The organism is Endozoicomonas sp. ALB091 (assembly GCF_049310265.1).
Classification (GTDB): Bacteria; Pseudomonadota; Gammaproteobacteria; order Pseudomonadales; family Endozoicomonadaceae; genus Endozoicomonas.
Genome location: NZ_JBLYNQ010000002.1, coordinates 1 through 6,276, shown reverse-complemented (window position 1 = coordinate 6,276; position 6,276 = coordinate 1). Strand labels below are relative to the sequence as shown.

Below are 6,276 nucleotides of genomic sequence, written 5' to 3'. Positions count from 1 at the left end.
GAGAGGAAACAACAGCCAGTACGCCCATTTGTCCATATCAATGCCAACCCGAACCAGTGGACCTCTTTGGCAGAAAGCGTCAAGCAAGCGATGAGCCGGGGGCAACTGATCGCCATCAGTGAGCTTAACCTGATTCCCAGCCACTATGTAGAAGGGTTGCTGAATAATGTGTTGACCGGCCATGCAGCACGGGGATTTCGCCTGTTTGCCACCATCAATCCCGGCTATTTTGCCGGACGGGAAGCGCTGAGCAAGGCCCTGACGAGCCGCTGCACCCAGGTCAGGCTGGCTGCCCTTACCCCGGAAGAACTGGAAGGGCTGGTGCAGGGTTTGCCCAAGATACCTGATGGGTTGCCCAAGTGGCTGGCGGGTCACTTCCACCAACTGGCCACAGCACTGCATCAGCAGAACCGCCCGGTGCAACTGGCACTGGACGACCTGTTCAGCAGCGCCCGGCAGCTGGCCAGTCAGCGGCCTGAACATTGGCATCAGGCCTTGCGAAAACACCTGTCACTGCCCTTTCGTGCCTTGCAGACAACGCTGCCTCCGCTGAAGGAGGATACCGCACGCCTGGAACGAATCCAGCAGGAAGAACAACGGCGCCGGGACCTTGAGACCATAGCCAATAGCATGCCCGGACTGTTGACGCCCATCACGGTAACATTCGGGCCTGAACTCCGTTGTGGTGACCGGGTAATCACGGTGACACCGGAGGCAACAGATCAGGACGTCATGACGATTGCACAAGCCATGCAGCAAGATATGGAGATCAGCGGCAATAGCGGGTCAACGGTAAACCCGCAACAAACGGGTCATTCGGCTTATCCTTGTAAATTTGGCGATATTTTGGTGCCCCCCCACTACAAGGTCACCAGGTACTTCCCCAAAAACCCTTACGATGCCCGCCAATATCGTCTCTTTTTTCGGGAGACCCGTCTGGATGAAGACGGCCGGTTGCGCAACTACCCCATCGACTGGACAAATGGCACGCTAACATCGTTGCCAGGATGGCCTGATGATAACGTCTGGCGGACCAACCTTGGAGCAGATGAACTGCCCGGCAAGTTTGTGCTGATCCTGAATAACCAGTGGCAGCCCCTGCCTGCCATGACGCCCAAAGACCAGCTCCGGGCACTGCGCTGCACCCCGGACACCCCCATTGAGCTGGCCCGAAGCGAGCTGACAGGGCAACTGTTAATCAAAAGTAAGGCAGCCTCAGCATCACCGGTTACGGTGGACTTTATCATTGCCCCCGAGCAAGCCTATTTTACCCTGCTAAGACCGGGCGAGTGGCTGACATTACCAGAGGGATTGTGCAGTCAACGGCTTGCAGATCTGTTGGAAGTGCAGATTTTTTACCCCAAAACGAACACCTGCGAAGCCTATGCAGAGCTGCGTAACATCCATGGGATCCCGGATATCCCGCAACGACTCAGGGCGTTGATGGGTTGGCTGGATACATTTTCCGATAGCAAAAATGTGACCGGGCAAGATGAACAGCTGTTGCTGAATATGCTCAGGGAGAAACAGGGGGTTTGCCGACACAAGGCGACGATTTTCCAGGTGCTCTGCCACTATTGGGGTATTCCTGCGCGGCAAGTAGCGAATGCTTCGCACCGTTTTGTTGAGATCAGCCCCGATGGCGGCCACACCTGGCGACAATACCAACTTGGTGGTGGCGGACAGGCCACTGCAGATATCACAGAACCCGACTGGGGGGATTATCATCGTCCAGACAATTCCAAGCTGAAGCTAACCGCTAAAAGGCGGGATGCCTATTCCGACCAAATTCTTGAGTCACCGGGATTTTCTTTGGGTAGTAAGATTAACTATTGTCTTGAAATTATTAAAAATGACTTACAGTCAAATACAAACAGATCAGCTTCGACTGAGTTTATGCACAGATTTAAAGATTTCTATTCTGCATTCAACAGAGGACCGGTAAAAACCAGCACATTTCCGGATTATTGGGAGATACTATTATCACCACAAATGTTTTACCGGTTTGGTGAAAACATAAAAGATTGGAAAAGTATCATAGAAGAAAGCGCTTGGCATATAGTGGATAAGCATATGGCGGATAATATGGTCAATTGCAGTGTGAAAGATTCTTTCCTTAATTCGCATCTGAAGATATTATGCTCCCTGATACATGCACAAAAGCCTGATGTGCACTATTTAAACTGGCTATGTGATCTTTACCGCTCAGTGCCTGAATTTCTGAAATATGTATTATTGGCCATCTTACAGACATTCTCCGGGTTCTGTGATTCCTGTCAGTTAAAAGGCCGGGTAAAACGAATGCTTATGTCTTATTCTCTAAGATCCATAAAAATTGACAAGCTTGATCCGGTAACAGATCGTGGTAAACGATTTTCACAGCGGTGCATAAAACTTGTCAAAACGATGACTATGAGCCGCTCACTTTTGGAGCGACTTTCGCAGCATCGCATCCATCAACAACTCCACCACCAGCCTGTCGGCAATTACATTATCGTCCCTGAAAAGCTTGTGTCCGGAGAGACTGCTTTCCTGAACATATCAAAATCTACAATCTACAAACCCATTATCTTCGATTGTACTTCTTTGCCAATTCATAAATCAGGCATGGATGATCAAATGGACAAAACGTAAGAATGAGATTATCAATTATCACTCCTTGCCAAAGTCAAACAATAACGCCACTCTTTTACCACCTCGGGTGGGAAACTTATGGGAAAATATCGGATTTTTCCGATGGACGAGGCAGTCTTCAGCGATACCCCAGCAAAGCGATCAAGATTATTGAACCTCAAAAAGTCCCAATGCCTGATTTAGGACAAAGGCCTGCCCGCTGCCTGTCAAGTTACCTCTCACTTTCAAAGCGATCACTCCACCGCCCGCTCAACGGATCAGGAAGCGGCCCATCAGAGCCTGAGCACCGGTGAGTTCTATTTTGCCAATACTCCGTTAACCCAACAGCGAATTATTGATCAATTACGCCATGAACAGCCTGCAACCTATTGCATTCGCGCGCTGGATGATCTGGAAAAACAGGGCCTGATGCAACAAACCTGGCTAGAGGGCGGCCAATTAAAAAAAGCGGAAGGCCGACTGTTTACGGATGAGCCGATGACCCTGGTGTTTGACCTGACCGCCATGACACCCGGTGATATTGCCAACTTTAATGACCTCCTTCAGGTGTGCCCAAATTGTAACGATAAACCACTGGGCGACCAAATCCGGCGGGTATTTCTGACCGACCACGGGATGCTGGACGGAAGTAAGCCCGCCAGCCCCGACCTCCTGGCGCAGATTGGGACTCATTGCGGAAAAGGCCGTACCAGAAGCCGACTGCTATATTGCTGATTCGGTGACCGATGAAACTGTACTGGCCCAAAAACCCACGGAAGACATCCCGGCCAATGCCCTCCGCGTCACCATCAACTTTGCCACCACCAACAACTGGTACCATCAACTGTTTGGTGGTATCACCCTCAATGATCAGGGTCGCCTGGTTTTTTCTGAAGGGGCTTTGGCCAACCTGAAAGAAAATACCCACCTTGTGCTTAACAATGAAAAACCTGTACCCTGGGAAGACACTGGCTTCCAGGCAGCCCAGGCAACGGCCATACGGGTTGGCAGTTCACCGCCAACAAACAATGGGTACGGCTGCCTGAGCGGATATCCCTGTCCGTAGCCCATGTCTGTGCCACCGAACTCAAAGCCCGGAAAGATCCAGTCGATCAGCGACAGCACCGTTTTTTGTTCCCAGAGCCCGTTTGTGGTGATTAACGGCAGCTCAATCGAGCGTCTCAAAGGCCATGTGATGGTAGAGGGCACTGCCGTTGTGCAAACGGATATGCTCGCTAATCTGCTGCAAGGTTGCAGGCAACTGGTGCTTACTGGCGAGCTGGATGACAAACAGTGGTTATGGTTATTGTGCCGACTGGAGGAATTACCGGAGAGTAAAAGACCACAGTTGTTTGCCAATTTGCCAACCGATTTGTTGCTCCCAGCAAGGGCTGGTGACTGTCCAACCACGGGAGCCTGCAACCCACACTGCGCCACTTTTACCTATCAGATCAACCCCGGGGATACCCTGGAATCCCTGCAACAGGTCAACCTCACCAGCCAGAGCCGTTTCACTTTTTCCCTGACCAACAGTCGACTGCTGGATGCCCTGGTCAATGGGACGCCAACGACCCTTTATGGTCTGGAGCGCAACCCGGAATTGGCTGCCAACCTGGAAACCCTGTTATTGCCCGCCCCTTACCTGTTTATTCATGGGCATAAGATGGATCTGCCAAAGGCACAGGTCACCTTCATGCCTCCCCCGGGGCAGCAAACCACCGGCTCAGCATTGATCAACGCCCTGCTCAATCCGTTCCGATAGCCAACCACCCGCACCGGAAAACCCGGTTCACTCCCCGGCGCCGATGTCTTCGCCCCAATCCTGTCAAAGGCACTATCTGGACAAGCCGCCCTGGATCGAGGACGATTTTCAGTATCGGTTTGAGCAACAGGCCGAGGCAGAACGCCTGCTGGACGGTAGCCTGTGGGTTGCCGCTCCTGCCATCAACGCCGAGCCTTGCATGTGCTGTTGGCCAAGGCGTATCGCGAAGATCCGCAGACGAGCAGTTTTACCCTGGTGAAAAGTGCTGGTTATGTTCCGGATCAACTCCGCCGAGCAACCGGGCCGACCGATCCGCCCTGGAGCAACAGTTGGCCCACCACTCCGGCCCTGGAATCGAGGGACATCAAGGCCGATCTCCTTGCGCTGGCCCGGCACTGCCCGGCCACGGCAATACACCAAGGCAGCCAAGACCCGTATCCCGTACCCCACGACGTAGTGAACCAGCTGGCCACCTATATTGTCGCCGCCGCCCCCGGGCACAGCAGCGTCTCCTGGCATGGGGATTGGGTGTTGATCTTCGGTTGGTCCGGCAAAAACGCTGGTTTGACGGGAACCTGCGCTCAACCTTAAAAGATACCCCGATTGCTCACCGGGCATCACCCAGGTAGGACACCATCATCAGCCAAACGGCCGGGACGCTGGAGAGCCAGATTGCCGCCATTCTTAAATCAGACCGACCAACAGAAATCACAACAGGGCGGGGAGTTACCGGCCACCGCTCTTTGTTGATGATCAGTTACTCCGGGCCGTGTCAGGATCTGCCTGATGCCCTTCTTGCCCGAGAAAAGCATCACTGTAACCTGCAGGAGCGGCGTCTGGCGTACGTAACCTTGGAGGGTTTGGGAACATCCCGTGGTGTTCCTGCAGGGCAGAAGTTTGAGCAGGTAAGACTTCCATGGCCGGCATTATTGCGGCTAGGACTGGTTATCCAGACTGTCAGGTGCTTCAGCATCAGCCCAACCACAAATCTGTAGTCATGTTTGGTGGACCGCAGCTGGTGAGTTATTCAGTGGGCAATGGGGCGGAGGATCATGGCACCGAATTTTGTGAAGGGCCACTGCTGCAGTGGGTATTATCGAAAGATCCGCCCCTGCTGGTGCTCGATGAAGCCAACCTGGTGCCAGAGGGTCTGCTTGCCCCCCTGGTCGGTTTAACCCGGCAGCCGCCGGTGCTCCATTATCAGGGCCGGGAGTACGAACTGAACAACCGGCACCGGATTATTCTCACCGGTAATCCGGATCATTATTCGGGACGGCACCTGGATAACACGCTGAAATCACGGATTCCCACCTTCTTTTATAACCCCTTGCCGGACACCGTGCTGGCCAACGCCATCATTCTGCCCAATCTACCGCAGGCCTGGCCTGATCACCTGAAACAACAGGCCCGTGACCGGCTATTAACCCTGTACAACCAGTTCCGGGAGCTGCAGGACCAGACCACACCCAGAGATATCACCGATGTGCTGGCCACCGTTCGCCAGATTCTCCGTCACTGTTCCGCGACCGGCGACGACACGCCAGCGCAAGTCAACGCCCTGATCAGGCGGGCATTTATGGACAGTCTGGCCGGTGCTGTAACCACGGAATACCAGCAACGGCTGAGACACCCTCAACGTCTGGTACCGGGGCCAGTTCAAGGAAGATCCGTCCCTTTTGGCGGGGGTTGACGCGAGCTTTACTGATTTTATCCAACGACTGCAGGCCGCCAACACCGATGGTGACTTCTCTGCGGAGCCTGTCCGGCAGCTGGTCTACCACTACTGGCAAAGTCTGGACAAGGATGACTCGGGACGCACCGCCATGCTGGTGGAAGGGCCGGCGGGCTGGGGCAAGGATTTTGTGCTGAACAGAACCATCCGGCTCTGGCAACAACAGCAA

7 protein-coding genes are annotated in these 6,276 nt (G+C 53.6%); all 7 read left to right on the top strand.

Annotation, left to right across the window (positions count from 1 at the left end):
• Window positions 1-2,634 (top strand): transglutaminase-like domain-containing protein (locus ACO6UX_RS03065; protein ID WP_422444767.1); only part of this gene is annotated, 2,634 nt, incomplete at its 5' end.
• A 408-nt stretch (window positions 2,635-3,042) separates the two neighbouring features.
• Window positions 3,043-3,348: a hypothetical protein gene (locus ACO6UX_RS03060; protein ID WP_422444765.1), complete on the top strand. Its 306-nt coding sequence runs from the start codon at window positions 3,043-3,045 to the stop codon at window positions 3,346-3,348.
• Window positions 3,296-3,679, top strand: coding sequence for a hypothetical protein (locus ACO6UX_RS03055; protein WP_422444763.1), 384 nt, complete (start codon window positions 3,296-3,298; stop codon window positions 3,677-3,679). Before ACO6UX_RS03060 ends, ACO6UX_RS03055 begins: the two co-directional genes overlap by 53 nt.
• Window positions 3,680-3,682: 3 nt before the next feature.
• Complete coding sequence (locus ACO6UX_RS03050) at window positions 3,683-4,375, top strand: hypothetical protein (protein ID WP_422444761.1); 693 nt, start codon at window positions 3,683-3,685, stop codon at window positions 4,373-4,375.
• Between the two features lie 207 nt (window positions 4,376-4,582).
• Window positions 4,583-4,966, top strand: a complete 384-nt coding sequence (locus ACO6UX_RS03045) for a hypothetical protein (protein ID WP_422444759.1) — start codon at window positions 4,583-4,585, stop codon at window positions 4,964-4,966.
• Between the two features lie 325 nt (window positions 4,967-5,291).
• Window positions 5,292-6,065, top strand: coding sequence for a hypothetical protein (locus ACO6UX_RS03040; protein WP_422444757.1), 774 nt, complete (start codon window positions 5,292-5,294; stop codon window positions 6,063-6,065).
• On the top strand, window positions 6,052-6,276 hold a 225-nt coding region (locus tag ACO6UX_RS03035; RefSeq protein WP_422444755.1), incomplete at its 3' end, for a hypothetical protein. The genes ACO6UX_RS03040 and ACO6UX_RS03035, both read left to right, overlap by 14 nt.